This is a genomic window from Brevibacterium sp. 91QC2O2 (assembly GCF_024580695.1).
GTDB classification, from domain to species: domain Bacteria; phylum Actinomycetota; class Actinomycetes; order Actinomycetales; family Brevibacteriaceae; genus Brevibacterium; species Brevibacterium moorei.
This window is the reverse complement of the sequence record NZ_JANIJY010000003.1, coordinates 194,716-219,714: the sequence shown is the minus strand read 5'-3', so window position 1 is coordinate 219,714 and position 24,999 is coordinate 194,716. Positions and strand designations below refer to the sequence as shown.

The 24,999-nt window shown below is 59.9% G+C and carries 21 protein-coding genes; 14 read left to right on the top strand and 7 right to left on the bottom strand.

Annotated features, from left to right (window positions below; translation table 11 throughout):
• The first annotated feature begins 28 nt into the window (after window positions 1–28).
• The 4 genes from NQ036_RS04465 to NQ036_RS04450 are packed head-to-tail and all read left to right on the top strand — an operon-like array spanning window position 29 to window position 2,714.
• The gene (locus NQ036_RS04465; RefSeq protein WP_257057263.1) at window positions 29–658 is read left to right on the top strand and encodes an XRE family transcriptional regulator; all 630 of its coding nucleotides are present in this window, start codon (window positions 29–31) and stop codon (window positions 656–658) included.
• Window positions 655–1,437 (top strand): LysE family translocator, encoded by a 783-nt coding sequence (locus NQ036_RS04460; RefSeq protein WP_257057261.1) that lies wholly within the window; start codon window positions 655–657, stop codon window positions 1,435–1,437. Before NQ036_RS04465 ends, NQ036_RS04460 begins: the two co-directional genes overlap by 4 nt.
• A 59-nt stretch (window positions 1,438–1,496) precedes the next feature.
• Entirely contained in the window at window positions 1,497–2,201 is a 705-nt protein-coding gene (locus NQ036_RS04455) for an antibiotic biosynthesis monooxygenase (RefSeq protein ID WP_257057259.1), read from the top strand.
• 9 nt (window positions 2,202–2,210) lie between these two features.
• Window positions 2,211–2,714 (top strand): NUDIX domain-containing protein, encoded by a 504-nt coding sequence (locus NQ036_RS04450; RefSeq protein ID WP_257057257.1) that lies wholly within the window; start codon window positions 2,211–2,213, stop codon window positions 2,712–2,714.
• 27 nt (window positions 2,715–2,741) lie between these two features.
• Here NQ036_RS04450 and NQ036_RS04445 read toward each other — a convergent pair whose 3' ends face one another.
• Window positions 2,742–3,539: a DUF981 domain-containing protein gene (locus NQ036_RS04445; protein WP_257057255.1), complete on the bottom strand. Its 798-nt coding sequence runs from the start codon at window positions 3,537–3,539 to the stop codon at window positions 2,742–2,744.
• A gap of 151 nt (window positions 3,540–3,690) precedes the next feature.
• On the opposite strand from NQ036_RS04445, the gene NQ036_RS04440 reads away from it, so the two are divergent.
• A complete protein-coding gene (locus NQ036_RS04440) occupies window positions 3,691–4,806 on the top strand; it encodes an acyltransferase (RefSeq protein WP_257057254.1) in 1,116 nt (371 codons plus the stop codon).
• A 2-nt stretch (window positions 4,807–4,808) separates the two neighbouring features.
• On the opposite strand, the gene NQ036_RS04435 is transcribed toward NQ036_RS04440, so the two are convergent.
• The 3 genes from NQ036_RS04435 to NQ036_RS04425 all read right to left on the bottom strand — a co-directional run bounded on the left by NQ036_RS04435 (window position 4,809) and on the right by NQ036_RS04425 (window position 6,893).
• Window positions 4,809–5,168, bottom strand: coding sequence for a type II toxin-antitoxin system death-on-curing family toxin (locus NQ036_RS04435; RefSeq protein WP_257057252.1), 360 nt, complete (start codon window positions 5,166–5,168; stop codon window positions 4,809–4,811).
• A 14-nt stretch (window positions 5,169–5,182) separates the two neighbouring features.
• A complete protein-coding gene (locus tag NQ036_RS04430) occupies window positions 5,183–5,719 on the bottom strand; it encodes a Panacea domain-containing protein (RefSeq protein WP_257057251.1) in 537 nt (178 codons plus the stop codon).
• Between the two features lie 163 nt (window positions 5,720–5,882).
• Window positions 5,883–6,893: an aldo/keto reductase family protein gene (locus NQ036_RS04425; RefSeq protein ID WP_257057250.1), complete on the bottom strand. Its 1,011-nt coding sequence runs from the start codon at window positions 6,891–6,893 to the stop codon at window positions 5,883–5,885.
• A 440-nt stretch (window positions 6,894–7,333) separates the two neighbouring features.
• On the opposite strand from NQ036_RS04425, the gene NQ036_RS04420 reads away from it, so the two are divergent.
• The 4 genes from NQ036_RS04420 (at window position 7,334) to NQ036_RS04405 (ending at window position 12,127) form a co-directional block, all read left to right on the top strand.
• Window positions 7,334–8,530 carry a glycosyltransferase gene (locus tag NQ036_RS04420; RefSeq protein WP_257057249.1) on the top strand — a complete coding sequence of 399 codons (1,197 nt, stop codon included), beginning with the start codon at window positions 7,334–7,336 and terminating at the stop codon, window positions 8,528–8,530.
• 150 nt (window positions 8,531–8,680) lie between these two features.
• On the top strand, window positions 8,681–9,061 hold the full coding sequence (locus tag NQ036_RS04415) for a hypothetical protein (RefSeq protein WP_257057248.1): 381 nt from the start codon (window positions 8,681–8,683) through the stop codon (window positions 9,059–9,061).
• Between the two features lie 231 nt (window positions 9,062–9,292).
• A complete protein-coding gene (locus NQ036_RS04410; protein ID WP_257057246.1) occupies window positions 9,293–10,732 on the top strand; it encodes a glycosyltransferase family 2 protein in 1,440 nt (479 codons plus the stop codon).
• A gap of 273 nt (window positions 10,733–11,005) precedes the next feature.
• Entirely contained in the window at window positions 11,006–12,127 is a 1,122-nt protein-coding gene (locus NQ036_RS04405; RefSeq protein WP_257046927.1) for a CDP-glycerol glycerophosphotransferase family protein, read from the top strand.
• A gap of 29 nt (window positions 12,128–12,156) precedes the next feature.
• Here the strand turns inward: NQ036_RS04405 and NQ036_RS04400 are convergent, their stop codons facing one another.
• Together NQ036_RS04400 and NQ036_RS04395 are read right to left on the bottom strand one after the other, a co-directional pair.
• Entirely contained in the window at window positions 12,157–14,064 is a 1,908-nt protein-coding gene (locus tag NQ036_RS04400) for a CDP-glycerol glycerophosphotransferase family protein (RefSeq protein ID WP_257046928.1), read from the bottom strand.
• 101 nt (window positions 14,065–14,165) lie between these two features.
• Window positions 14,166–15,458 carry a CDP-glycerol glycerophosphotransferase family protein gene (locus tag NQ036_RS04395; protein ID WP_257057244.1) on the bottom strand — a complete coding sequence of 431 codons (1,293 nt, stop codon included), beginning with the start codon at window positions 15,456–15,458 and terminating at the stop codon, window positions 14,166–14,168.
• Window positions 15,459–15,624: 166 nt separating this feature from the next.
• On the opposite strand from NQ036_RS04395, the gene tagD reads away from it, so the two are divergent.
• From tagD to NQ036_RS04370, 5 genes are all read left to right on the top strand, one after another.
• Entirely contained in the window at window positions 15,625–16,011 is a 387-nt protein-coding gene (tagD, locus tag NQ036_RS04390; protein ID WP_257046930.1) for a glycerol-3-phosphate cytidylyltransferase, read from the top strand.
• A gap of 156 nt (window positions 16,012–16,167) precedes the next feature.
• Window positions 16,168–19,080, top strand: coding sequence for a bifunctional glycosyltransferase family 2 protein/CDP-glycerol:glycerophosphate glycerophosphotransferase (locus tag NQ036_RS04385; RefSeq protein ID WP_257057243.1), 2,913 nt, complete (start codon window positions 16,168–16,170; stop codon window positions 19,078–19,080).
• Entirely contained in the window at window positions 19,080–20,243 is a 1,164-nt protein-coding gene (locus tag NQ036_RS04380; protein WP_257047124.1) for a glycosyltransferase, read from the top strand. The genes NQ036_RS04385 and NQ036_RS04380 overlap by 1 nt, the downstream gene beginning before the upstream one ends.
• Before the next feature lie 41 nt (window positions 20,244–20,284).
• The gene (locus tag NQ036_RS04375; RefSeq protein WP_257057241.1) at window positions 20,285–22,027 is read left to right on the top strand and encodes a formate--tetrahydrofolate ligase; all 1,743 of its coding nucleotides are present in this window, start codon (window positions 20,285–20,287) and stop codon (window positions 22,025–22,027) included.
• A 138-nt stretch (window positions 22,028–22,165) separates the two neighbouring features.
• On the top strand, window positions 22,166–22,675 hold the full coding sequence (locus NQ036_RS04370; RefSeq protein WP_257046934.1) for a GtrA family protein: 510 nt from the start codon (window positions 22,166–22,168) through the stop codon (window positions 22,673–22,675).
• On the opposite strand, the gene NQ036_RS04365 is transcribed toward NQ036_RS04370, so the two are convergent.
• Window positions 22,602–24,977, bottom strand: a complete 2,376-nt coding sequence (locus NQ036_RS04365) for a DUF6716 putative glycosyltransferase (RefSeq protein ID WP_257046935.1) — start codon at window positions 24,975–24,977, stop codon at window positions 22,602–22,604. The two genes, NQ036_RS04370 and NQ036_RS04365, sit on opposite strands and share 74 nt — an antisense overlap.
• Between the last annotated feature and the right edge of the window lie 22 nt (window positions 24,978–24,999).

Genomic DNA, 24,999 nt, shown 5'->3' with positions numbered 1-24,999 from the left:
AACAAGGCGTTTGTTTTACTGTGCACACATGAGTGATTGGCAGGAACAGGTGAGCGCCCGGGTGGCGGCGATCCGCAGACACCGGGGCATGTCCTTGTCCGCTTTGGCCGCCCGTGCCGGAGTGTCCAAGGCGACTCTGTCGGGGATCGAATCCGGCAGGGGCAATCCGACCCTGGACACGGTCGAACGCCTGGCCGTGGCCCTGGCCATCCCGGTGGGCGACCTCCTGTCGCGGGAGGACCCGGGGACCACCGTGCGGCGGGCACCGCAGACGGCGCTCGACGAGCTGAGCCGCATCGAAGGCGATTCGATCGTCGAGGATCTGCTGGTGCGCATCCCCGGTGGCAGGTCCTTCGAATTCTGGCGCCTGCGGATGGCCCCGGGTGAGCACTTCGTAGGAGTCCACCACACCCCGGGGACCGTGGAGATCTTCGTGGTCATCACCGGGATGATGACGGCGGGGCCGGATCTCGGCGCCGAGGCCGGCGGCGGCCAGGAAGCCGACGCCGGGCAGGCGGACCTTGGCCCCGGGGACCTCATCGAGTTCGACGGGGACCAACCCCACACCTATACGGCGGGCCCCACCGGCTGTCAGGCCCTGGTGGCGCTGGGGTCGACCTCGGGCGCGGCCCACGACAGGGCGGGGGCAGTGCGATGAGTATCAGTGCCTGGATCGTCCTGCTGGGCACCTTCACGGTGGCCGTCGCATCGCCGGGACCGGACTTCCTGGCGGTGTTGCGCCGGACCTTGGAACGGGGCCTGCACTCTGGAATGCGTACAGCCGCCGGGGTGGCGGCGGGTATCGCGACCTGGTTGTGCCTGGCACTGTTCGGGATCGTGGGGCTCATCGCCCGGCACCACGTGCTGTTCTTCGCCGTGCGAATCGCGGGCGCCGTATTCCTGGTGTTCTACGGCCTGTCCATCCTGCGGGCCCTGTGGCGCGCCCACCGGGAACGGTCCCGGGATCAGGTCCGGGAAAGGGACATCGTGTCGAGCGACTCGGACACGCCGGCCCCTGAGGATTCGCCGTGCGGCTCCACTGTGCCGGAGTCTGCGGCTGAACCGCCGGCAGAGCCGACGGCGAGCAGCCATTCGCCGAACGCCGTTGGGATGAAAACCGGCACCGGGGCGCGGCAGCGCTTCGCCGATGTGCGGCTGGGCTATCTGACGAACACAGTCGGCAATCCCAAGGCGGTGGTGTTCTTCGGGGCGCTTTTCGTCAGCGTCCTGCCGCAGGCGATCACGCTGGGGGAGTCCCTGCTGGCGGGGGCCGTGATGACGGGTATCGCTCTGGCGTTCTTCACCCTGGTCGCCTTGCTGAGCTCCCGGCCCCTGGTGATTCGCGCCTATGAGCGTGCCCAGACGGCAATCGACACGTTCCTGGGAGCCCTGTTCGTGGTCCTGGGCCTGGTCCTCATCCCCTGGGCGGGGCTGTAAGCACAGGAGTCGGCACCCCGCGTAACCAGTCCGTAATCTGAGATGAGGATAATGGGTGCATGAGCGATCCTCAGACCACGACCCCCGTGCAGCCGCGGAATCAGACCATCGACCGGATGCGGTCCGAACCCCGGAAACAAGCGGGCTCCCAAACCGGCCGGAAACAGCCGATCACAGTGCAGATCACCCGTGAAGTCGACCCCGAAGCATCCGGCGAGGTCGAACAGTGGGTCTCCCGCGGCCAGGCGATGCTGCGGTATTGGCCCGGTTATCTGGGTTCGGGCTGGGTGCGCAATGACTCCGAATCGCATATCTGGCATATGCTCTACCGCTTCGCCGATACCCGGACGCTGAAGTCCTGGGAGGCCTCGCCCCAGCGGCGCGCCTGGGCCAGCGAACTGGCCGACCACGTGCAGTCCGAACGCTCCGAGCGCCGCACCGGGATCGAGGGCTGGTTCGACACCAAGCCCTTCCACGAACAGGCGGCGGACGATTCCGCCCCACCGCGCTGGAAGCAGATGATCGTGATCTTCTTGGGCTTCTTCCCGATGAGTCTGTTGGGCAATGTCGTCATCGGCCTGCTCCTGCCCGCAGCCACGCCCCTGGTCCTGCGGGTCCTGGCGACCACCGTGCTGGTCATGCCGATCATGGTCTACTTCGTGCTGCCGCTGTTCACGACCAAGCTGTTCGCCGGCTGGCTGAACAAGCCACGCCGTCCCAGGAGCCGGCGGCAGCGCCCGCGCCGTGCCCGGCCTGGCGCGTAGGATGGCCCGGTGAATGATTCTTCAGCCGAGGCGACCGTGACCGCACCTGCGACCCCTGCCCCGAGTACGGCCGGCGCCAAGAACATCGTCGTATCGGCTCTTGCCCTGTGCCACCCGCAGCGGGCCGAACTGCTCATGGTCCGCAAGCGCGGAACCACCAGCTTCATGCTGCCCGGTGGCAAGCCGGAAGGCGGTGAGTCCGCCCGTGATGCGGTGGTCCGGGAGATCTCCGAGGAACTGCGGCTGGACATCGACGTGCCGGGGCTGGCCGAACTGGGCACCTGGACGACGGTCGCCGCGAACGAGGCAGGGCATTCGGTCACGGGGACCGTGTTCACCTTCGAGGGGGTGCCGGCGGGGCTCGACGTGGCCGAGCCCCATGTGCATGAGGAGATAGAAGAGGCCGGCTGGTTCTCCATCGAGAACCTGCCGGCCGATACCGCGGAACGCCAATTCGCCCCGCTGACCCGGGACTTCGTGATCCCCAACCTGCCGCAGCGCTACCGCGGATAGATCGGGCGATCACGCGCCCGCCCGCACTCACATCGTGTTGACGATCAGACCGATGTGCGTGTAGAAGTTCAGGGCGCCGAACAGCACCCAGACGATCCCCGGGATGATCCACAGGACGCCGTTCCACTTCAACAGCGCGCCCGATGCTGCAGCCGCGTCCTCGGCCCTGGCGACCTTGGTGACGGAGAAGGGGAACAGGATCGCCCCGATGCCGATCAGTGCGTAGACCAGCGAGATGAAGCTCGCCTCCAGCCACGGCCAGGCGGCGAAGTTACCGCTGATCGGCTCCTGCGGGGGAGCGGCGAACAGCTGGAACGTCACTCCGGCGAAGGCGATCGCAATCAGTGCCAGCCCGATCGCCGCGATGAACAGGGACACGGGCCGGGCCGTCTGCGCGGCGTAGCGCAGCGGGTTCGCAACGGTGTTCAGACGTGCACCGCGGCGGAACAGGAACACGGCAGCGGCGATCAACAGTGCGCCGAAGGCGATGCTGGGCTCGCCGAAGATCACATTGTCGAACGGGAACCCGCCTGCGGCCAGCGGCCAGGTCAATGCCATGTGCAGGCCCATGATGAACAGGATCGCCCCGGGGATCAGGAACGCCAGGGCCCAGCCCGTGGTGTTCAGATGCCGGGTCTCGGATCCCAGGGTCGGGTCAGCGTCGGGTTGGGCGACGGGCTGCTTGGACGCCCGGCGCAATTCGATGAAGAACCATACCGTCAGCAGCAGTCCAACGCCGGCTGCGGTCGACATGATGGTGTTGTACGTGGGCATCGTGGCCCAGTCGATCATTCCCGGTGACTTCTCACCGGTGAAGAACCCCATGATCGTTGCTTCTTTCCAGATAGTTAAAACTTACAGTAGTTGCAACGTGTGAGGCCGCTGAATATTCCCTCCACCGGTGGAGCTAAGGCGACCTGCTAGCGTGAGGAGTGGTTCCGTATGCGAATCACCCCGATCAGCACAGGAAGGCAGCTTGTCCTCACCAGCCGCAGCACCGCCGCGCTTCTACCTGCTCGACCTGCTGCGCCTGTGCGCCGCGGCATCCGTTCTGGCCTATCACTACACCGGCCGCAACCACAAGAACTGGCAGGCCAGCACAGAACAGACATTCGGCGCCCTGTCCCATGTGACGGCCTACGGCGCGCTGGGCGTGCAGCTGTTCTTCATCATCTCCGGCTTCGTCATCCTGATGTCGGCCCAGGGCCGCAGCGTCCAGAGCTTCATCGCCGGGCGGATCTCCCGGCTCTATCCCGCCTACTGGGTGTCGGTGCTCCTGGGGTCGTTGCTGGGGCCGCTGCTGGCTCCCGAAGTCTTCAAGAACCCCTCGGCGGTCAAGACACTGGCGAACCTGACGATGATGCAGAACGCCCTGGGGCAGAAGGACGTCGACGGTGTCTACTGGACCCTGTGGATCGAGCTGCTGTTCTATGTGATGATCGCGATCTTCTTGGTCGTGGGGATGACGCAGACGCGGATTATGGCATTCATCATCGTCTGGCCGCTTGTGGGGGCCATGGCCCAGCAGGGGGACGCGGGATTGGTCGTCGAACTGCTGCAGCCGGGTTACGCCGGACTGTTCACCGGTGGGATGGCGCTGTTCCTCATCCACCAGTACGGGCATTCGCTGCTCCGCTGGCTACTGGTGGTCTACTCCGTGTGCTTCGCCGTGCCACAGACGATCGCGGTGAACTTCCACCCGATGGTGCAGAAGTACGTGGGCCGGGACATGTCGGACACCGTCTGTGCCGCCCTTGTCATCCTGTGCTTCGCCCTGGTCGCATTGGTCACGGTGACACCCCTGCGGCACAAGGGATGGGGCTGGATGACCTATGCGGGTGCGCTGACCTATCCGCTCTACCTGTTCCATCAGTACTGGGGCTGGACCGTGATCAGGACGCTGAGCCCGACGCTGAACAAATGGCTGGTCGTAGCCGTGGCCACGGCCGTGTGCGTGGCGCTGGCCATCATCGTGGAACGGTGGGTCGAGCGGCCGCTGCGGCGCCGGCTGCGCAGTACCCTCAAACGCGGATTCGCCGAGGTCACCGCAGCCTCCGACTCCCGCGGCGAGCCGGGTGCCCCGCGGCACTGAGGCTATGTTCTAACGCAATATGCAAGCAGCCAATCGACGATTTCGCCGACCGAGGCGTTGCCCTGCACAACCGTCAGATCAACGAAATCTGCGACCTGGGTGTCCGTCGGGCCCATGACCAAGATTCCGTTCAGCTGAAGAAAGATCACGGTAGTGACCCAAGCTGTGCGCTTGTTACCGTCGACGAAGGCATGGGCATTGGCCACGCCGCGTAGCAGTACGGCTGCTTTTTCCAACGTGCTTGGGTAGAACTCTGTCTCCCCGAATCCGGCTTGCGGCTGAGCGACTGCTGACTCCAGAGCGCCCCGGTTCATAACCGGGGCGCTCTGGAGCGTATCGTGCAGGCCGATGACCTGGGCCACCGATAAGTAACTCGTCATCGTTGGGCGAGGAGGTTCAGGGCTCCTGCCCACTTCTGTATGGCTGCTCTGGCTATGTCATCGACAGCAGTCTGGTCAGCCGGTTCGCCTGGTAGAGCGGGCTTTGTCGGGCCTACGCCGCGCACCGACTGGCTTGAGTACTCTCTAATCATCGCTCCTGCGTCGATCGTCTTGCCATTCTCATGACCACCATCCCGAGAGTAGAAGGCTGAACGCCAGGGCGTCTCAGAGTGGCTGAGATCGACTAGATCCTGGCGTGACTTCGACCCGTAATATGCCAAGACGGCATCGACGATAGAAGCCTGCTCCGGGGTCAAGCCATCGAGATTAGGCGGTGTGGTATCGAACGCCTGATAAGAGGAGCGTTCGACTGGGCCGAACTGCCACGCTTCGATGGGTTCATCGAAAAGCGGCCGGCCTGTCCACGTCAAGTTCCAAGCCTCCGCATAGTACAAGAGCTTGAATGCCTTGGTTTTCTGCACCGCAGGCAGGCGTGCCTTGATGTATGCGAGAACAGAGGTTGCACGTGTCATTGTCGTCACCGCCTTTCGAATGCGGGTCGAGGGTATCTCTGCCCAATTCTATGCGAGCCCCACGAGGAGTATATGGGAACATCCCATCTGCCTGACTAACGCTGAGGGCAGATGGGATGTTCCCGGGTGTTATTTCCTGTGCCTGACCAAATGCTCGATGGACTCAGGCCGGACGGGTCTTGGGGCTGGACTTGAAGGTCAGCAGGGGATCCGTCTTCGCCAGGTGGCCCACGGCCTTGTCGATTTCGGCCAGAACGTCGGCGCTGAGCTTCACGCCCGAGGCCTCGGCATTGGCCTGGATCTGTTCGGGTCGCGAGGCGCCCACCAGGGCGGCGGCGACATTGTCATTGCTGAGCACCCAGGCGATCGCCAGTTGCGCCATGGTCAGGCCCAGGTCCTTCGCGATGGGTTCCAGCTTGGCGACGCCGGCTAGGGTCTCCTCGTCCAGATAGCGTTTGATCGCGTTGTTGCCGCCGTGTTCGTCGGTGGCGCGGGTGCCGGCCGGCAGCGGCTGACCCGGCTTGTACTTGCCGGTGAGCACGCCCTGGGCGATGGGCGACCAGACGATCTGGCTGATCCCCAGTTCCTTGCAGGTCGGGACGACTTCGCCTTCGATGACTCGCCACAGCATGTTGTACTGCGGCTGGGATGAGATCAGCTGGATGCCCAGTTCCCGGGCCAGGGCGTGGCCGCGGCGGATCTGGTCGGCCGTCCATTCGCTGACCCCGATGTAGAGGGCCTTGCCGGAGTGCACGATGTCGGCGAAGGCCTGCATCGTTTCTTCCAGCGGGGTCTCGTAATCGTAGCGGTGGGCCTGGTAGAGATCGACGTAGTCGGTCTGCAGGCGGGTCAGGGAGGCGTTGATCGACTCCATCATGTGCTTGCGGGACAGGCCGCAATCGTTGTGGCCCTTGGGTCCGGTCGGGTTGTAGACCTTGGTGAAGATCTCCAAGGATTCGCGGCGCTGGTCCTTCAGCGCCTCGCCCAGCACGGATTCGGCCTTGGTGTTGGCGTAGACATCGGCCGTGTCGAAGGTCGTGATGCCGGCGTCCAGCGCGGCGTGGATGGTGCGTGCTGCGGTTTCGTTCTCCACCTGCGAACCATGGGTGAGCCAGTTGCCGTAGGTGATCTCCGAGATCTTCAAACCGGAATTGCCCAGATAGCGGAACTCCACTGTGTCTCCTTCGTCGTCGTGTTGCGTCTGCCACATCCCATTGTGCCAGGTCAGCGCGGTGGGTGGGGCGGCTCTGCGGCATTCAACCGTTGTGCGGTGAGCTGCTGGGGCCGGTCAACTCCTCGATAACGAGTTGCAAGTCACAGGTGTATTCAGAGGGCTGTGAGGATTCTTTCGTAAAACGGTGCAGCGAGGACTGTAATGTGACCATGGTACGTACATCACATAGTTCCCTTACCCTCAAGGCGGCCTTCACATGTGGGATTCATGAAACGCATCGCGCGCAAGGTTGAGCGCGGCGTTAGGAAGACCTTGTCCGTCTCAGCACGGCAGGGACGGACAAACGACCCGGCGCCCCTGCCGGTCCGGCGGGAAACGGGCTGCTGCCGCCGGGCGACCACTACAGTCTGATCTGGAGTATCGGGAAGACGTACGGCGGAATGACGACAGTCGTCCTCCAGCGCAGCACATCCTTTTCTGCGCTGGACGACCGCCTGGTCACGATCCTCACACTGTCGCCGGACCTGGACGTCCAGGCCAAAGAAGCCGAACTGAGAGACTCCGGCAGACTTGGTGCCGATGCCCACTTGAGGAACCTGTGGCAGGACCTGCGGACGTGGTCCGACGAACAGCTCCGTGGCCTACGCTCAGGCAATCCGGGTGCGCTGATCGACCCGGACGAACTCTTGGAACGTCCTGCGGGCAGGCAGCGGGTCCGCGCGAAGGCAGAAGGCGGTTGGCAGGTCGACCATTACCGGCCGGAAGGCGGGCTGCTGGTCACCGAACGTCCGGTGCCGGGGGCCAAACGCAAGGACGCCAGGCGGATCACCCTCTACGACAGCCGGGGCGCGCCTATCGGGCGGTGGAAATCGATACACTCCTTCTACCAGGCCTGGCTCGACGCGGTGATCGCCGGCCGACAGGCATATCTCATCTCCGATTCGAAGTTCGCGGGCTCGTTCGTCTATGACTACCGCAGGGACAATGTGGTCACCTGTCAGGTCATGCACACGCCGTACTTTACCGATCCCGCCGGAAGCATATTCGGGCGGCTCAACAAGGGGAAGCTCGAGATCGTCAGCCACCTGGACTTCTTCGATTTCGCCGTAACCCTGACCGACCGACAACGAACCGACATGCTGGAATCGCAGGTCAGCGCCGGTGCCATTCGCACGGTTCCCAACTTCGCCCACGACACCCATGGAGATCCGGATACTCCACGGGATCCCAGCCACGGGGCAATTATCGCCAGGCTTTCACCGGAGAAGCGCGTCGACCACGTAGTTCGAGCTTTGGCACAGTGCCCGTCTGATTCTTCCGTGCATCTCGACGTATACGGTGAGGGACCGGAGCGGAACGGGATCATGGGATTGATCGATGATCTGGGCGTGCGTGATCGTGTCACCTTGCACGGGCACGTGGACCACGCGAAGAGGTTCCTGCAGGACGCGAGCTTCCTGGTCCTGGCCAGCAGGTTTGAGGGGCAGGGCCTGGTCGTGTCGGAGGCGATGTCCGCCGGCTGCATCCCGATAGCCTACGACTTCAAATACGGTCCGGCCGACATCATCACGGACGGGCGCGATGGGTTCCTGGTTCCGGCCGGTGACATCGACGCTCTAGCCGCTGCGATCCGCTGAGTCTCCGAGCTGAGCACGGAAGAGCTACGTGCTATGCGCCGGGCAGCCCGCACACGTGTCGCGGAATTCTACGAACGGCCCAACGTCGAACTGTGGGGTCGGACCATGCGGGAGTTCGGACCGAAAAAACCGCGTGGAAAGCGTCAAGCGGTGACCGCCAAACTGACCGGTTTATTCCTGGCCGAGAATGCTCTCGAGTTCAGGGTGCATCTAGACACCGCTGCCGGTTATGTCGGCGACGCACTGCTGGTCTGGCAGCACAGGGGTAAGCCAACGATATTCGGTCGCCAGCGAGGACTGGTGCTGGGCTCTCAGCTCGTCTGCCGGGTGCAGTTGGAACGCCTGGCCGGTATCCGGCCCGGGGTGCTCGACCTGTTCGTTGACCTGTTCGGCGGGGGAGAAGTGAACAGGGTCAGGGTGGGCGGCCTCGACCGAGACGATGACCTCGAAATCGGTCGATACGAGTTGTACAGGACCCAGAACGGAAATGCGAGCTTGAAACATGGTATAATGAACGGGTTCACAAGGTGAGTCGACGAAACTTTCTCGTATGATTGTCGACAATTCTTCAGCTCCGCGGCTGAAGGAGAGATACAGTATCGGGTCGAATCGTGTGAACCACCTTGCAACACCCGGAAATCTGGTAACGTACAGAACCGGAAACAGCTAGTCTGACAGTTTGTCTGATTGCTGAAGCGGTGAAATATTTCGTATTGACGCTGTAATAATCAAATATCACTTATAAGTGTAGGGATAAAATTCTTGGCTAAAGAATCTCAAGTGGACGTTTCTGTAATAGTTCCATGCTACAACTGTGCAGAATGGATTGAACGATTTTCGGAGACTGTTGTAAGTCAGGTTGGATGCAGCTGGGAATTGATTTTGGTCGATGATGGGTCTACCGACCAGACCCCGGAATTCGTCGACAGCATGGCTGCTCGTATGGAAAATGTAAAAGCCTATCATCAAGAAAACTCTGGTTGGGCAGGGAAGCCACGCAACCTTGGTCTTAGCCATGCAGTGGGACGATATGTATTCTTTGCGGATCCTGACGATGAATTAGGAGACCATAATTCTCTGAGTAGATTGGTTGATTTTGCTGACAACCACGGATCTGAAGTTGTAATTCCCAAGATGGTTGCATCTGCAGGGCGCGCCTATGCGCAGTGGCGTTATAAAACGACGCAGGTTGATGCCAACCTTGTCACCGCGTTCACGACACTTACTCCACAAAAGCTATTTAATAGAGACTTCTTAAGCAGGAATAATATAAGATTCCCAGAGGGTAAGGTTCGGCTGGAGGACGGTATTTTTCTTTCCCGGGCTTACCTGCTCGCATCGAGGGTCTCAATTGTAGCTGATCAAATATATTATCGTCTCATTCATCATGAGTCGGGTGATCATCTTTCCCGCAGAAGGATTGTGCCCAGTGAGTATATCAATTCTGTTTGGGAAATCTGTGAAAATGTCGAATCGCTATGTGCTGACTCGGGACTGGTTGATCTAATAATTGCAGAACTTACGAAACGAAAGGTTCTTTCAGGAACTCAGCCCCAAAAGGTTCGCAAGTCTACCCAGGAATACTTGGATGAATGGATGGTTGCCCAGCGCGGATTCATTCATAGATTTCTGTCCGCCCCAGAGAGGTTGGGTGCGCTAGATAAAACTTCGCGCAGTCAAGTGGAGCTTGCCATGGCTGGCAGCGCAAGTGATCTAATTCAGTGGAGTCGGCTTGCTGATGCGAGAATCTCTGCTGCCCCGGTCCGTCATAAGGACAGGACCAGCCTAGTTTTTATACTTGCTGATTCTATTGCTGATTGCCTTAGTTCAATTGATTTGATTATAAAGGATAGATCGGAAGGTCGAATCGTGGCTCGAGTCCCTGCGTCTTTGGATAGTTATCGCAATAGAATTGTGGAAGTTCCTGATGATGTCTTGCCCAAAACTGATTCTTCAACAATTTATGACTTCTTTGCTGACCTCCGCAGTGGAGCCGGCGAAGAAGCGGTTTCGGCTGAGGTTCGGGTATCATCTCCGTCTGAAGGATTCTTAAAGTCTATCAATGGAGCATGTCAGATGGAATACTACTCAACGAAGTGGCATAATCTTAGTTTGAATGTCAAAAGCTCTGAAGCGAATGAAAAAAACGTGATGTCAAAATTAGGGCGGGGCCTAAGGAAGCTGACCCGTAATGGTCGCTAGTAGGAACGGTCGGTGTCGTGATTCTGTGATAGGTCTCGTGGCGAGCTGTATTGTAAATGGGGTGTGTGACGGGCTGACGATCAATACAGACCAGGTACTTCTGTCACACAGGAAAAATCGGTAGAGTCATTGGTCATGAGCAAATTCCTTGCTAGTAGTATACGTCGGGTATTGCTACGTGGGTCACATGCCATAGGGCGGTCAATAGTAGAAGCGTGTGCGGAGCGATCTCTTCCCGTGGGGACGGGCGCCGGTACCGGTACTGATTCCGTCGTGGTGTTCTATTTCGCGGGTGAAGCTCGCAACATCTATCAGGCCCAGCAATGGGTTTGGTCCTTGGAGCAGTTGCGTGACCGCTTGCGTATGGAACTGCATGAGGAAGCGCCTGTTGTTATTCTTGTCCGTTCTGCTAGCAACGCCAGTCTGCTTCACGGTCTAACTGACTTGCCGATATATCTTCGAAAATCGGTGGGGGACCTTGAAGGGTTCTTTCTGGGAAGCCCGAGCCTACGTGTTGTCCTGTACCCGAACCAAGCCACACAGAACTTCCAGTCGCTGCGGTTTGCTCGTCCGGCGCATGTGCACCTGAGCCATGGTGAGAGCGAGAAGATCTCAATGATCTCGAACCAACTCAAGGCGTACGACTATGTCTTTACTGCCGGTCCTGCGGCACGTAGCCGGTTGCGGAAGACGTTGATTAACTTCGGCGAGGAACGGATGATCGACGTAGGGCGGCCACAACTGGACGCACCCTACAGCGTGCCGGAGGCATGGACGAAAATGCGGACTGGGCGCCGGAATCCCGTGGTCTTCTTCGCACCGACGTGGGAAGGCGAGTCCAGTGCCATGGCCTATTCTGGTGTGCCCGAGTACGGGATTCCATTAGCAAAACGGCTTCTGAACCAGGGCCTCGACGTCCTCTATCGACCGCACCCGCGCGCAGGAAGTATAAGTTCGGTCTTCGCCAAGGCCGATAGGGATATTGAGGAATTGCTGTCAGCAGCGCCGGGGTCCATGGTGGACAAAGGACCTCATGCGGATTGGCAGTTCCATGCCGCAGACGTATGTGTGGCAGAGGTCTCTTCAATCGCATATGACTGGTTGCCAACCACCAAGCCCTTGTTCATGGTGAAACCATCGAATCCACGGGCAGAGATCTTGCCGGGCGGCCTGCTTGAACAGGTGCCGAGCTTCAGAGCCGACCAGGTGACGGCCTTGATCGGGGCCATCGCCGATGCGGCTACAGCCAGACCCGGTTCTGAGAACGTCAGTCAGTGGACTGAAGTTTCGCAGTGGTACTTCGGTGACACAACAGCAGGTGCCCAGCAGCGTCGTTTCGAGGACGCAGTGCTAACTGTGATCGGTCAACGGAACGCCGATCTGGGCTATTCTTAAGGATCCGGCCGGATATCGTTCGTTGATTGTCAGTGGGCCCTGCGCTGCTCGCGTTTGGCACGTTCGGCTTTGGCAAGGCCGACTAATTCTGCGATGGTGCGGTGCAGCTGCCTGGAATGGTCTTCGTCAGGTTCTAGACGGTACAACCGCGTCTGTGCAGCCAGTGGTCGGAGCTCCGTGCGGATCCTCGACTCCTGTTCGGGGCTACCCACGATGAGTGCATCGAAGTCTCGTAGGCGATTGTTGATCCACTGTTGGGATTCGGAATCGGCAAGGTAGGCGTGAAGGGTCGACCGGTAGGTGGTCTCCCGTAGAGTCAGCCGGGTCTGCGTTGCGTGCAGAGTCAGTAGAGGGTCCAGAGAATCCATGACCTGTTCGGCTTTGACCGTATTGGCGACGTAGAAGACACGTAGGCCAGTGGTCTCTCGCATCTTCTGATAGACCTTGAAATCGCCGCAGACGACGGCCGTGGGACGTTTGAGGTCCAGCTGTTCCAAGGCGGGCAGCCAAGCGAAGGAGTAAAGGGCTTCCTCCAAATTACCCATGACACTGAACACGACCTGTGCGTGACGCTGGTAGAGGCTGGCATTGACGGCCTGCCGGGCGGCGTCCCTGCGGGGGGCCCGGCGGAATTGCCGGGCCAGCGTGGTGTTGAAGTTTCTGGCGGTGCTCCCCAGAGTGGCGGGCGGTGCGAATGAGTCTTCGGCTTGTGGCGCGTGTGTGCTCTTCCAGGTGCGGGACTGCTCCACCATGTGAGTGATCGCAGCCAGGAACCGGTTCAGGGACTTTCCGGGGGCGCGATCGCCGTAGTAATAGTCGGCGAGTTCCTGTCGTTTGACCTGTTGTGTCTCATCGGTCAGTTGTTCGTCGATTAGAGACACGATATTGCTGGCCTGATCGGCCGGCAGAAGATCCAGCGAACCCACCAGGCCGTCTTCGGCTACCGGTACCGTGGGCTCCACGGGCCTGGTCATGATGAGCGGTTTCGCAGTGGTAAGCCAGTCGTAGGCAACGGCCGATATGTCTGTGATCATGACGTCGGCTACGTCCAGTTGCCAGCCGAAGGGAGTCGTGTCGACCAGGTGGCCGGAATCAGGGTCCGCCTCGATGATGTCGTACAAGCGTTGCTTGATATCACGGTTGGCACGGCGCTCTTCGCCGGACCTGACGCCGGTGCGAGGGTGGGGTCGATAGATGATGCGGAAACGACTGTCCGACAGTAGCGCGTCGATGATCTGCTCACCATGGCTCAGGACTGAGCCATAGGACATAGAAGTCCGTCCGCCTTCCCACGTGGGCGCGTAGAGCACGGTAATTCGGTTCGGGTCCTTGTCGATGAACGGTTCTGCTGGAATATCGATCTGAGGCCTGCCAATGGGCAGCGTCCGGGTGTCCACGTCATAGTTCAGCAGGTGATGCGACAGGCGCTGGCGGGATGCCTCGCCGGCGATGAGAAAATAGTCGAACCCCTTGAGCCAGTTCGATGCCATGTAGATCTTGTCGCTCTCACCGTGGCAGATGAATGCATGAACGGCGTCGTTGTAGCCCAGGATGCGATAGTTCTGGTAATTCTGATTGGGATAGAGGACGACATCCGGGCGGATGCTGGTTGCCACTTCACTGATGTCTGAGAACGTGGGAGTCAGCAGAACCCGGAGGGAGGTTTCCTCACGAATGACTTTGGCAGTCATCGGGTTGTAGCAGAAGATGGCGACGGAATAGTGCTGGGATAGCCACTCCAAGGGCCCGTACCATTGTCTGATCTGGTACAGGTTGATTCTGCGATCGGGGAAGTTGATGAGAACGTCGATGTGTCCATCGGCGACGTATTCGGTATCCCGTTTGCGCAGGAACGTGCGTTCGGCCAGGCGCCTGATCGAACGGGAGGCCTTTCGTACGACCCGCGGGCTGTGCCGCGAGATCACACCATGGGACACGAAGCCTCCTTCTTGATCTTGCTAGATACGTTAAATACGAACATCACACAATCCTAGATAGTTCAGACGCCGTTTGCGTTCGCGAAAAGCGGCGCTGGCAGTCAATTTTCGTCTGTATCATCGCCTTGATCGGCTTCCGCACCATCGCCCGAACGCGGCAGCCCGTGCGTGTCGATATCGGTGTTGCGCTGGCTGATGAGAGTGTCAACGGCGCTGAGGAAGGCGGACATGGAATTCCCTAGCGGACCGTCGCCAAAGTAGTAGCTGCGCATCCGCTCGCGCTGTGACTTGGCTTCGTCATGGTCCAGTGCCCTGCAGATCATATCGGCGACATCTGCGACGGAATCATCGTCGATGATTGGCGTAGCCCGGGTGATGGGTGATTCGTCGTTGAGCTGTGCGCGGTCGTTGCGGCGATCGGTGATCAGCAGGGGAGTGCCAGGCTTCAGGTACAGGAAGTCCAGTCCGACGCTGGAAATGTCCGTGATCATCAAGCTGACATCGTTGAACATTCCGAGGATGTCGCCCTGCATCGCGACCAGGTGTTCTCCACCGGCACGATTGGCCTGTTCGATGAGAGCGAGGATCTGAGCGTTGGCGTTGCTCACGGCATCGCACTTGCTGTTCTCCACTCTGGGATGCGGTTTGTAGATCATCCGAACGCCGGGTTGTTCCAGCACAGCCTTGACGATCTGAGGTCCGAAGACGTCGACTGAGGTGTAGTTATTCGCCTCGTTCTCACCCTCCCAAGTGGGGGCATACATGACGGTGCGCAGATCACTGTCCGGCAGATCGCTGGTATGTGGAATATCCAGTTGTGGCCTGCCGACCGGGACGAGCTTGGCGTAGTCGAAGTCGAAGAGTGCGCGATGGTGTCGGTCGACAGCAGCCTGGCCTGCGACGAATACACGATCATAGGCTTTGGCCTGATTGGAGACCATAGAGATCTTGTCGCTCTCCCCGTGGTTGACGTGCACGTGGACCATCGGAGCATAACCCAACGGCTGGAAGTTCATCACGCCGTTGTTGACATAGATCGCCAACCTGAAATCGGAAGCATGGATGAAGTCCATCATCGGCTGAAAGCGCCGCTTGAACACTATGGGTAGCCGCGTCAGTCCGGCGATCGTATCGGCAGCACTGGGCCGGCGGAACATAAGGGCCACACGGTGCTGTTTGTGCAGTTCCTCGAGGACAGGCAGCCATTGCACCAACTGATAGGTCTTGGATACGGTGTCACCGAAGTAAACCATGACTTCCGCGTTGATGTAGTCGCCCCTGAAGCGTTCGCCGATGCCCCTGTAGTCCTGCTGTCCGCGAAGCCACCTGCTGGTGAACTTCCAAGCGGACGAACGCATGGCCTGCTTAGCTACATACTTGATCGGGTTCGGCACCTGACCATCCTTAGAGTTGGGGTAAGGATTGGATCCTACTACTTCGCCCTCAAGTCTACCGGGTACGTACTGCCTCAAGCGGTCAGCTACCATTAACCCAGTTGTCAACCTGTTGCCGAACCTGGGCTACGACTTGCCTGGGCTCCGGCTTGAAAGGATCTGATCCATGCGCCGTGTTATCACCTACGGGACGTTCGACCTCCTTCACTACGGGCACATCCGCCTGCTGCAGCGTTGCAAAGCGCAGGGTGACTACCTGGTAGTGGCCCTGTCGACCGACGAGTTCAACGCCGGCAAGGGCAAGAAATCGTACTTCAGCTGGGAAGACCGCAAGCACATGCTAGAGGCGATCCGCTATGTAGACCTGGTGATCCCCGAGAACACCTGGGAGCAAAAGCGCGAGGACATCAAGAACTACCAGATCGACGCCTTCGTCATGGGTGACGACTGGGCAGGCAAGTTCGATGATCTGCAGGACCTGTGCGAGGTCATCTACCTGCCCCGCACACCAGAGATCTCTACGACTCAGATCAAGAACGACCTGGGCAAGTGATTCCAGGAATCATCAGGCCGCGCTAACAACCACGTCCTTCCGCAGTAGGCGATTCTCTGCCGATATCAACAAGACGCGTCCGCGTGTCACGGCTTGAGGGCCGACTGACTGCGAATATAGAAACACTGGGAAGTAACCGAGGAGTGACGTAAATCTATGTCTGCAGCCAACGCCATCTTGGGAGCCGAACCGCAGTCGTCTGGCCAGATGACGCCGAAACAAGAAGAAGCCCTTCTTGAAAGAGTGTCAAGACTGGAGGCACGTACCCCGTCTCCGCAAGTAAGCGTAGTAATAGCTGCATACAACGTCGGTCCGTATCTTATGCGCGCCGTCGAATCGGTCCTTAATCAAACACTGAGAAACTTAGAGGTCCTGATTGTCGATGACCATTCGACCGATCAAACGCTACGATTAGCTGTTGAACTGGCCGAGAAGGACAATCGAGTACGGATTCTGAGAACTAAAAAGAACTCAGGCGGACCCGGTGAACCAAGAAATATAGGTATTGAGGAGTCCCGCTCCAAGTACTTCACTTTCCTTGATGGTGACGACGTCCTGGAACTGCACGCTTGCAAAACGATGCTCGAGTACGCCGAGTCATCTGACGCGGATTTAGTGGTAGGCAGGACCGAACGCTATCATGTCAAGACGGGCCGAACCACCGCTTGGTACAGCCAACTATTTGTCGAGTTGCGCGAGGCGATAGATGCTGAGCAGATGCCGGAACTTCTGAGTGATTCAATCGCGGCCGGAAAGCTGTATAAGCGTGCATTTACAGTCGCCAATGATAATTGGTTGCTAAACGGTGTCCATTTTGAAGATCTTATATTCACGGCAAGAGCATATGCCGAAGCCGACAAGATCACGATCGTACCCAGTACAACTTACTATTGGTATGTGTATCCTGAAGATGAACGCATATCTATTACCGCTCAGAATGACACCTTGAAGAATGTCATTGACCGCCGTTCAGCTCTGCAAATGGTTGACTCTGCACTGCAGGCGTCGGGTAAGCAGTCACTCATCGAGAGATCAAAATACAAGTTTTTATGGCATGACGCGAAGCTCTACCTTAACCTGGCCAATGACTCTACAGACGAATGGCTCTACGGGCTTTGCGACATCCTTATTCCAAAGCTAGAGACCTTTGAACGAGCTGACTGGGGTTTAATCGATGTCTTCGCGCGGTGGATTTATGGATCGGTTTTGAACCGAGATTTGGAAGGTATACGCCAAGCTATTCTGTTCAGCAGAGATCGGGGGATGCTTTCGGGGCGTCAGGTCGAAGTTGAGGGACGTACTTATTGGCAGCCAGGTGGCACCAATAGAGTGACCATAATTCCAGGAACTCTCGGGGCTAATCTCCTGGATATTACTGACCACCCCGTCCTGGAAATGCCGAGGTCGACTGTAAGACCGCGGACTGTGGTTACACAGATAGCAAAGAGCGATGGCGAGACATTGCTCTTAAAAGGGCACACGGATGACCTTCTCGGCTGCTTGACTGGTGCTCGGGCAATATTACGAGGAAAACTAAAGGACGGACATGAGACATTCGAGACCCCAATATATGATTATGAAGAATCGCCGGACGGCGGTGTTGACTGGTCAGCAAAAATTGTGGTCCCGGATTATGTCACTAAATCACGTCCTCAGCGTTGGATTTTCTCTATTCATTTTATCTTTGAAGAAACCGAGATAAGGTCTCCACTCAGACTTTCAAAAAGCCTGGCTAAGTACAAGTTTAATATCTGGCAGCACGGTAAGGTGCCCAACGCATTGCGTCGGAAGTATCGAACGTATGTTACAGAAAATAAACACCTCGGTATACGACTTCTTAAGGCTGTCGGCAGAAGAGGTAAGCTAGACGGTATTGTAGCTAAGTCTAGTAGTCGTGCAATGCAATTTAAAGAGGGTATGCAAAAACGAAACGACCGCTACTCGCTGGAATATGCATACTCTGTAATGCGCCATCTGCCGATAGATAACGACGCAGTACTTTGTGAGTCGATGAGCGGGCGGAGTGCTTGGGACAGCCCTCGGTATGTAGCGGAAGAACTGATGAAGCGATCATCGAAGTACACTGTGTACTGGGTGTATTCTGGTCAGACTGCGCCGGATCTACCTCACGGATTCGTTGGTGTCCGTCGGTGGTCGCCCGAATATTTGCGACGTGCAGCAACGGCAAAAATTATCATTGACAACCAGACTCTAGCGAATTTTTTCCGCAAACGTGCAGGCCAGGTATATCTACAGACCTGGCATGGAACCCCATTAAAAAAGATGGGGCTCGACTCCCCGGAGTTCCAGTTCGCCAGTAGACCGATGCGGGAATCACTAGTTGAGCGGGGCGCTGAATGGGATGCGTTGATCTGTCCAAGCGACTACTTTCGTGAAACCTTTGTGAAAGGATATTCATACCACGGCGATTTGGTGAGCAACGGGTCGCCGAGAAATGATATCCTGATTCAGGATGGTAATAGCCGAGGAAAATACAAAGATAAATTAGGCTTACCTCGGGATAGGAAAGTGGTCTTATATGCGCCCACATTTCGACAGTCGTTTGGGGGTGGGGCGATGGAACGCCCGCGAGATGTCTTCCGTCTTAAGGACTGGGCTGACCGGCTGGGCACCGACACCTATTTAGTGGTTCACCCTCATTACCTTGACCGGTTCCCAATACCGAAGGCCCTGGCGCCGTTCGTCATGGCTGCACCGCGCAATGTCAACGTTAATGACCTCTACCTTGCGTCGGATCTGTTGATTACTGATTATTCGTCTGTAATGTTTGATTATGCGCTTTTAAAGAGGCCGATGATATTCTTCGCGTATGATTATGATTCATATGTGAGCGTCGAGAGGGGAACCTACTTTTCGTTGAAGGATGAAGCTCCTGGACCAGTTGTTAAGTCTTTTGATAGCCTGCTGGAGTCGGTAGAAGAGTCTCTCGCCGGAGGTATGGAAGTAGGTGAGGCGTATGAAAGATTCGTCTCACGGTATTGCGGTAATGATGACGGTCTGGCATCGAGGCGCGCTGTAGATTACCTGCTTGCAAAGGTTGGTGAGTGATGGTTTCTGGTAACGGTATCCGACGAATTGTTCTGGTTGCGAATAACGTTGGTGAGCTTGGTGGCGTAGGTACATATATGCGGGTCATGGGAGAAGCGTTTCAAGACTCTGGCTATGATGTGCAGCTGCTGGGGTTCGATCGTGTCTCGCAGCATGGTAATTTCGGTGGTCTTGAGCATCACACTATGTATGATGAACCTAACCCCGGTAAGCCAAAATCTGAGAATTATGTTTTGGGGAATGATGACCCAAGATATAAGAAGAAGTTGCGCAAGTATTTGAGCGTCAGGGCTGCTGCTGGACGTAATGCCCGGCCGTTCATCGACGCTTTCGACCGCTCTACGGCTGTGATTGTGGCACAGGTGTGGGCGATGGAGAACCTTGTCGATGCTGGATTTCACCCAGCAGATCGCATGGGACCTATAGTCTTTGGTCAACACCATGCATCGCATGAGCAAGCTCAGGCTGGAGGATATGTTCCGCGCATCCGTAAGGCTTTCGCTGAGGCTGACAAATTCGCTGCACTTACCGATGAGGATGCACGACTGTTTCTAGAGGACGGAATCCCCGCTGTAACCTCTATTCCTAATCCAGTGAGTATGCAGTTTGGTACTGCTGATAGGTCGTCAAAGACCATTGTTGCTTTGGCGAGGTATGCAGAGATCAAAAGACTGGACAGGCTGGTAGCCGCGTGGTCTGTATTGTCTCGTGAATTTCCGGATTGGTGTGTCGAGCTTTGGGGGGACGGCCCAGAGCGTGAAACGTTACGTGCACGAATAGACGAGTACGGGTTGCAGTCGTGCGTACGGCTCATGGGCCGCACTGATAGCCCAGGTGATGTTTTGGCTAATTCGGCGGTTAATGTGGTGTCGAGTGATAGTGAGGGTTTACCATTCAGCATCGTTGAGGCTGCGCGTAAAGGCGTGCCGACTGTGGCTGTCGACTGCTGTCCTGGCATACGTACTCTAATCGATGATGGCCGTTCGGGTATCGTTACACCGCGGGGCTCGGTTTTGGGCCTGGTGGCTGGGTTGCGGCGTATGATTTCCGACGACTCGGCGAGGATTCGCATGGGTGAACAGGCAGGCATTGCTTCGAATCGGTTCATGCCGGACGCTGTGGTGGGACGGTGGTCTGAGGAGTTTGAACGCGCTTTGCGCTGAGCAGCGTGAGTGTGAAGTGGGTCGTACGGCACAATGGTCCTATGAGCATTGACCTTGAGATCGCCCAAGCCGCCGTCCTCAAGCCCATCGGAGACATCGCCGCCTCCGTGGGGCTGACCCCGGAGGACATCATCCCGTTCGGACACGACAAGGCGAAGATTTTGGTTAAGGTGCTCAAAGCGGGGGAGGACCGCGGACAGGGCAAACTGATCCTGGTCACCGCGATGAGCCCCACTCCCGCCGGCGAGGGCAAGACCACTACCAGCATCGGCCTGGCCGATGGACTGAACCAACTGGCTCAGGTCGACTCCTGGGACGTCCCAGCGGGGACGGTGCCGGCAACCCTGGCTCTGCGCGAGCCCAGCCTGGGCCCGGTCTTCGGTATGAAGGGCGGCGCCGCAGGTGGCGGCCATGCGCAGATCCTGCCGATGGAGGACATCAACCTCCACTTCACCGGGGACTTCAACGCCATCGCCCTGGCCAATAACCTGGCCGCGGCAGTCCTGGACAACCATATGCACCAGGGCAACACCCTGGACATCGATCCGCGCCGCGTGGAGATCCGCCGAGTCGTGGATCTCAACGACAGGGCACTGCGCAACATTGCGATCGGCATGGGTGGGATCACCGGTGGGATCCCACGCGAGGACCACTTCGACATCGTCGTCGCCAGCGAGGTCATGGCGGTGTTCTGCCTGGCCGCCGACCTGGCCGACCTCAAAGAACGCCTATCCCGCATCGTCGTCGCTCGGACCCGGGCCAACCTGCCGGTGACGGTGGGCGACCTGGGCGTGGCCGGCGCTATGGCCGCCCTGCTGAAGAACGCGATCGACCCCAACCTGGTCCAGAGCATCGAGGGCACGCCGGCCTTCGTCCACGGCGGCCCCTTCGCCAACATCGCCCATGGCTGCAACAGTGTCCTGGCCACCCGGGCCGCCCTGGCCCACGGTATGTACGCGGTCACCGAAGCGGGTTTCGGCGCGGATCTGGGCGCGGAGAAGTTCCTCGACATCAAATGCCGCCAGGCCGGCCTGTGGCCGTCCGCCGCGGTCGTGGTGGCGACAGTGCGGGCGCTGAAGTACCACGGGGGAGTCGCGAAAGCGGACCTGGAGACGGAGGACCTCGATGCGATGCGCGCGGGCCTGCCCAATCTGCTGCGGCACCTGGAGAACCTGGGTGGGGTCTACGGCCTGCCAACGGTAGTGAGCATCAACCGGTTCCCCAGCGACACAGACGCGGAAGTCGCCGCTCTGATCGCGGAACTCGCCGAACGCGGCATCACCGCATGCGAAGCCACCCACTGGGCCAACGGGGGTGCCGGTGCCCTGGACCTGGCCCGCGCAGTCGTCGCCGCGATCGAGCAGACGGAGTCGGCCTCGGCGTCGGAGGACGAAGGACTCAAGCCGGGCGAGCCGCGGTTCGCCTATGACCTGGATGAGAAGCTCGAAGACAAGATCACCGCGGTGGCCCGGCGCATTTACGGGGCCGGCGAAGTCGTCTTCCCCAAGCGCGTGGCCAAGAAGCTGGCACTGTTCGCCGCCGACGGGTTCGCGGGCCTGCCCGTGTGTATCGCGAAGACCCAGTACTCGTTCTCCACCGATGCGTCCCTGCTGGGTGCGCCGACCGGACACACCCTCGAGGTCCGCGATGTGCGCCTGGCCGCCGGCGCTGGATTCGTCGTCGCGGTGTGCGGGGACATCATGACCATGCCGGGCCTGTCCAAGCAGCCGGCTGCGCTGAGCATCGACGTCGACGAACAGGGTCAGATCACGGGTCTGTTCTGAAGTGCGACTGCGCACAACCGCCCTAGCCCTGTGATGCGGATCGCAGCGGAGTCTTCCGGAGAACACAGCCTGGGGCGGTACAGTGGGCCTGTTAGGTCCCGCTTACCCGATTCGAGTCGTTAGGTTCATCCCACGCCCATGCTGAACTGGATGCCGCCCCGCGCCAAGCAGCTTGCCATTGAGGTATTCCAGTTTCTGACCGTCGGCGGTATCAGTTACATCGTGGACGTGGGCCTGTCGAATCTGTTGGTCTTCGGCCTGTGGATCATGCCGGCGCTCATGCACGACAGCCCGCTCAAGGCCAAGATCATCTCCACCGTCGTCAGCGTCGCGGTGTCCTGGCTGGGTAACCGCCTGTGGACCTACGGCAAACGGCAGACCGGATCCAATATCCGCGGCATGGTCCGCTTCGCAATCGTCAACCTGGTGGGCATGGGCGTCGTCCTGGTCCCCGGCTGGTTTACGGTCTACATCCTGGGCTTGCGCGACCCCATCAGCTACAACATCTCCATGAACATCGTGGGCATCGCCCTGGGCATGGTGTTCCGCTTTTTCGCCTACCGGCACTGGGTGTTCAAGGAAGAACCCGCCCATCCGGACCGGGAAACCATCCCAGTAGACGACGACGCGTCCGTCGGTACGCGGTGACCACTTGCCGCGGCATCACGCTACGGACCTCGGCCCGGAGGCGCCGGTAGCCCAGGTGCAGCATAGCGGTGCGCTGCCGTTCCAACTCCCCGGCCGCGGCCTGCTGTGCCAGCTCCTCGATCTCGTCCCACAGTTGTGAAGTGGCGGGCTGGAAGTAATTCGCCTCCAACCAGCTGCGCTCGGCGTGCTGGAACCGGCCACGGGCCAGGTCTGCTAGCGTGCCCTCCAGCCCGGACCCGGCGAAGACCTCGTTGAGCATTGCGCGGTCCACCCCGAAATCCGAGACCACCAGACCCGGCAGCCCCCGGTCCAGGGCCTCGAGCATCGCAGTCGAGCTGACCGTCACCAGCGCGCAGCCCGGCCGCAGAAACTCGGACATAGGCCCCACGGCCACCTCGACCTCGGCTTCGGCGAGCGCACCCGCGGTCACCAATTCCCGCCGGATCTGCAGATAACTGTGCCGCTCCGCGTGCGTCTCCTGTTCGCCCGGCAGGCTGCGGACCTTCAGGATCGCCCGCCGAGGCGCCTGCCCGGTGCCCGCCCGCTGCCAGGCTGCCAGCGCCTCAAGCAGGGCGGCCCGCTGGTCCCAGCGCTGTGGCACCTTGGCCTGTGGGGCGAAGACCACCGTATCCACGGGGTCGGTCACAGCCGGTGGGATCCGCCCGGCGCTGCCCAGCATCGGCAGGGTCGTGACCACTGCACGGGCCCGGGCCCTGGTGCGCCTGATCGCCTCATCATAGGCGGTGCGTTCGGCAGCCGAATGCGTGATGAACACATCGCCGAGCCGTCGGTAGCGTTGCCCGCGCAGGGTCGCGGGTAGTCCCATGCCGGGCAGGCCGGAGACCAGCCCCGGCCGGTTCTTCAGCGACGCGGCCACGGCGAACACCTGGGCTGCGACGGGGCCGGTGGCGGCTGCCAGGACGACGGTGGGGCGCACCGCCGTGAGCAGTGCGCGCAGCTTGGTCCGGGGCACGATGCGCACGTCCAGGTCCTCCCACCTGGTGCCGGATACGGCGTGGGCGATTTGCGTGCCGGTGGGACGGATCGGCGTATCCATCAGCACCACCTCCACCCGGATCCCCGGATGCGCCGCGGCCAGGGAGTCCACCAGTCGTGCGGCCCACTTCAGATACGATTCGCTGTCGGCGATCGCCAGGATGTTCACCAACGCCGTCCGGGGTTTCTTCACCGGCAGCCGGTTGTGGGTCAGCTCGTTGAGTTCGCGCCGGGTGGAGTCGGGCCCGCGTCCGGTCCACCAGGCCGCAGGGATCGGATCGACTTCGACCCTCGGAGCCCGCATGACCAGCGGCAGGGTGGTCACCGCGGTCGAAGGCAGGGAACACACCCGGGTGTGTTTGGGGGAGTGGGCCAACCGCAGCTCCACGGGCAGGCCGGGGGCTGCGATCGTCAGGCCGGGGATGTGGGCCAGTCGGTCCAGGAGCTCAGGGCTCTGACGCCGGTGCGGATAGTAGACGCACTGGCCCGCCTGGGGCTCGGTCGTCTGGTCAGTGGTGCTCTGGTCAGTGGTGCTCTGGTCCACAGTCCTCTGGTCCGCGGTTCGGACCTGGTCCGCGACCCAGGAGGCGTAGGCGTCCTGGTCGATCAGTCCGTCGGCGGCCAGGGCCGAACCCAGGATGACCGTCGGCGGTTCCGCGGCGTCCTCTGATGTGTCATCGCCCAGGTTCAGTCCGCGCGCCCATTCGAATCGGTGGCGTGCCAGCCTGCCGCCTGCACCCGTGAAGTCCCGGGCCAGCCGCTTGTCGACCTTCATCGCGCTGACCCAGCGCAGTCGGCCGGCCCGCATGAGCCTGCGCAGCACTACCGCGGTGGCCAGGCCCAGGGCACGCCTGGCCGGGGAGGCATCGAGCCGGGAGCGCACCAGGGGCGCCGGCCGGCGCCGAGTCAGGCTGCGCGCGGCTCCGATCGTGGCCAGGCCGTCGTCGACCATCACCAGCTCGCGGGGCACGGCGGGCAGCGATCCCAGCAGCCGGCGCTGGAAGCTCCCGGAAAGCACATCGCCCACCAACACCCGACCCGAGGTGCGCGGCAGGCGGGCGGGTGAGACGTCCTGGCCGGGCGCCTCGGCCTCGACGACCACGCCGGAGGGCAGCCGGTCGATGGGGAACTGCGCCAGAAAGCCCGTCATGCCCGCCGCCTGGGTCCTGGCGTGGACGATAAGCGCCTCGTCGATCAGCCGGGCCTCGAGCACGGAGAGGAATTGCAGGGGGGACTCTACAAAGGCGTGCGATGCTGTGGCCGGATCCGGGGTGCCGCCGGGCACCGTCTGTGCGTGATATGCCATGATACGTAAGGTATTCAATCCT

Coding starts and splice junctions, on each gene's coding strand:
- NQ036_RS04465 (WP_257057263.1), top strand. CDS start 29: ATGAGTGATTGGCAGGAACAGGTGAGCGCCCGGGTGGCGGCGATCCGC.
- NQ036_RS04460 (WP_257057261.1), top strand. CDS start 655: ATGAGTATCAGTGCCTGGATCGTCCTGCTGGGCACCTTCACGGTGGCC.
- NQ036_RS04455 (WP_257057259.1), top strand. CDS start 1,497: ATGAGCGATCCTCAGACCACGACCCCCGTGCAGCCGCGGAATCAGACC.
- NQ036_RS04445 (WP_257057255.1), bottom strand. CDS start 3,539: ATGGGGTTCTTCACCGGTGAGAAGTCACCGGGAATGATCGACTGGGCC.
- NQ036_RS04430 (WP_257057251.1), bottom strand. CDS start 5,719: ATGACACGTGCAACCTCTGTTCTCGCATACATCAAGGCACGCCTGCCT.
- NQ036_RS04420 (WP_257057249.1), top strand. CDS start 7,334: ATGACGACAGTCGTCCTCCAGCGCAGCACATCCTTTTCTGCGCTGGAC.
- tagD (WP_257046930.1), top strand. CDS start 15,625: ATGCGCCGTGTTATCACCTACGGGACGTTCGACCTCCTTCACTACGGG.
- NQ036_RS04385 (WP_257057243.1), top strand. CDS start 16,168: ATGTCTGCAGCCAACGCCATCTTGGGAGCCGAACCGCAGTCGTCTGGC.
- NQ036_RS04380 (WP_257047124.1), top strand. CDS start 19,080: ATGGTTTCTGGTAACGGTATCCGACGAATTGTTCTGGTTGCGAATAAC.
- NQ036_RS04375 (WP_257057241.1), top strand. CDS start 20,285: ATGAGCATTGACCTTGAGATCGCCCAAGCCGCCGTCCTCAAGCCCATC.
- NQ036_RS04370 (WP_257046934.1), top strand. CDS start 22,166: ATGCTGAACTGGATGCCGCCCCGCGCCAAGCAGCTTGCCATTGAGGTA.
- NQ036_RS04365 (WP_257046935.1), bottom strand. CDS start 24,977: ATGGCATATCACGCACAGACGGTGCCCGGCGGCACCCCGGATCCGGCC.